Source organism: Mesorhizobium silamurunense (genome assembly GCF_014843825.1).
GTDB lineage: Bacteria > Pseudomonadota > Alphaproteobacteria > Rhizobiales > Rhizobiaceae > Mesorhizobium > Mesorhizobium silamurunense.
Window position 1 is genome coordinate 1 of sequence record NZ_JHQR01000344.1, and the last position, 2,475, is coordinate 2,475.

Consider the following 2,475-nt stretch of genomic DNA (forward strand, 5'->3'; position numbering starts at 1 on the left):
AACTGTCACCCATCTCTCGGGAAGGGCAAATTTTTTCTAGCTCTCTGACCGGGACGCGGCTGCCGCCCTCGCTCCACCGCTTGACTCCATCATCAGTCCAGACTAATCATAAGTCATGACTGTTGATAGCGCACAACTCGCGGCCCTGGGCGACACCACCCGCAGGCAGATTTTCGAGCTGATCGCGGAGCGGCCGAGTTCGGTGGTGGAGATCACGCGGCAGGTCGCCGTGTCGCAGTCGGCGGTGTCGCAGCATCTGAAGGTGCTCAGGGATTCGCGGCTGGTGCGCGCGGAGCCGAAGGGCGCCAGCAACGTCTACCACATCGACCCGCACGGGCTTGGCCAGATGCGCGCCTGGCTCGACCGGTTCTGGAGCAAGACGCTCGCGGCCTACAAGCTGGCCGTCGAGACCCCACCAGAGGAGTCATCATGAACACCCGAGTCCCCATTGCGTCCGTGAAAAAATCCGTCGTGGTCGAGGCGCCGATCGAGCGCGCCTTCAAGGTTTTCACTGAAGGCTTCGGCAGCTTCAAACCGGCCGAGCACAATCTGCTGCCGGTCAAGATCGCCGAGACGGTGTTCGAGCCGCGGGTCGGCGGCCATGTTTATGACCGTGGCGTCGACGGCAGCGAGTGCCGCTGGGCCCGCGTGCTGGCCTATGAGCCGCCCAACCGCGTGCTGCTCAGCTGGGATATCAGCCCGCAATGGCGGATCGAGACTGATCCGGCCAAGACCAGCGAATGGGAAGTGCGGTTCATCGCCGAAACCACGGAGCGCACCCGCGTCGAGCTTGAGCACCGCAATCTCGAGCGCCACGGCCAGGGCTGGGAAAGCGTGCGCGACGGCGTCGACGGCGATCAGGGCTGGCCGCTCTATCTGGAGCGCTATGCCGAGGTGGTGGCGCGGCAGGCGTGAGGCAGCCTGGCGATCGAGGGAGCTTGGGCTTGCACGGTCGAGTTCCTTCGCGCCCCCCTCTGTCCTGCCGGACATCTCCCTCGCTTGGGGGGAGATTGGCAGCTTCGGCGCCGGCTCTCCGTTTGCAACGTTGGAGATTGGCGAAAACATCCGAGCGCGTGATCTCCCCCCAAGTGGGGGAGATGCCCGGTAGGGCAGAGGGGGGCGCTGTCCCGCCGACGATCGACGATTGGGTCTCTTTCCACCCAAAGCAGCGGCCGGAGAGGGGGTGGCGCTGCCGTAGGCGATCGCTCACCCCAGCGTCTCGCGTATCGCCGCCGCCAGCCGCTCCACGCCTTCCCGCGTCTGCGCCGCATCACAGGCCGCGTAGCCCAGCACCAGCCCCTGCGTCGCCGCCGTGTTCTGGAAATATTTCGACAGCGGCGAAACGTTGATGGCCCTCTTCGCGGCGGCTTGGCTGACCTTGATGTCGTCGATGCCCTCCTTGAGATACCCCACCACCTGGATGCCGGCTTCGGCTGGGGAGAGCGTGATCTCGTCGCGCAGGCGTTCGGTCACGATCTCGCGGAAAAGCTGGCGGCGCTGGGCGTAGATGCGGCGCATGCGCTTCAGGTGACGGTTCATGTGGCCTTCGGTGATGAAGTCGGCGAGCGCTGCCTGCAGCAGCAGCGGCGCGAACTGGCCGGTGGTGGAGAGCGCGTTGACGATGCGGCCCGCAAGCTCGATGGGCAGCACCATGAAGCCGATGCGCAGCGCCGGGAACAATAGCTTGGCGAAGGTGCCGACATAGATGACGCGGCCGGAGCGGTCCATGCTCTGGATCGCCGGCACCGGCCGGCCTTGAAACCGGTATTCGCCGTCGAAATCGTCCTCGATCACCCAGCTGTTAGCGGTCTCGGCGATGTCGAGCAGGCGCAGCCGCTCCTCCATGCGCATGGTGATGCCGAGCGGATGCTGGCAGGCCGGCGTCACATAGATGAGGCGGGGCGAAAAGTCCGGCGCGTCTAGACCGTGATGGCGTTTCGTTGAATCGCCATCACGGTCTAACTCTTTGTTGGAGCATGATCTTTCTCCGAAAACCGGTTCCCACTTTTTGCTTTCGCTGACCTTCGGTTCGGGATCATGCTCTAAGCGCCAACCGCGCTCCTGGTCGACCGGGATGGGCAGGATCAGGGCGCCGGCCACGGTGAAGGCGGCCTTGGCGCCGTAATAGCCGGGCTCCTCCATCCACACCGTGTCGCCGGGATCGAGCAGCAGGCGGGCGAGAAGATCGAAGGCGGCCTGCGCGCCGGTGGTGATCACGATCTGCTCCGGCCGGCAGCGCACGCCGCGCGCGGAGAACAAATAGCCGGCGATCGCCTCCTTCAGCGCTGGGTGGCCGGTGACGTCATAGGTGCCGAACAGGGTTTCGCCGCCATGGCTGGCGCGGCGCGCGACCAGCCGGCCCCAGACGCCGAAGGGAAAGCTCGTCGCATCCGGCATGCCGGGGTGGAAGGCAACTTGCCCCGGCCTGCCGTGGTGGCAGGGCTGGCTAAGCAACGCCTCGCCGCGCCGGGAGGG

The 2,475-nt window shown here is 65.7% G+C and carries 3 protein-coding genes; 2 read left to right on the forward strand and 1 reads right to left on the reverse strand.

Annotation, left to right across the window (positions count from 1 at the left end; all coding sequences use genetic code 11):
- The first annotated feature begins 115 nt into the window (after window positions 1–115).
- Together DH10_RS32075 and DH10_RS32080 are read left to right on the forward strand one after the other, a co-directional pair.
- A complete protein-coding gene (locus DH10_RS32075; RefSeq protein ID WP_192254059.1) occupies window positions 116–433 on the forward strand; it encodes an ArsR/SmtB family transcription factor in 318 nt (105 codons plus the stop codon).
- Entirely contained in the window at window positions 430–915 is a 486-nt protein-coding gene (locus DH10_RS32080; protein WP_192254062.1) for an SRPBCC family protein, read from the forward strand. The genes DH10_RS32075 and DH10_RS32080 overlap by 4 nt, the downstream gene beginning before the upstream one ends.
- A 291-nt stretch (window positions 916–1,206) precedes the next feature.
- Here the strand turns inward: DH10_RS32080 and DH10_RS32085 are convergent.
- A partial coding sequence (locus DH10_RS32085) for an aminotransferase-like domain-containing protein (protein WP_192385749.1) occupies window positions 1,207–2,475 on the reverse strand: 1,269 nt, incomplete at its 5' end.

Coding starts and splice junctions, on each gene's coding strand:
- DH10_RS32075 (WP_192254059.1), top strand. CDS start 116: ATGACTGTTGATAGCGCACAACTCGCGGCCCTGGGCGACACCACCCGC.
- DH10_RS32080 (WP_192254062.1), top strand. CDS start 430: ATGAACACCCGAGTCCCCATTGCGTCCGTGAAAAAATCCGTCGTGGTC.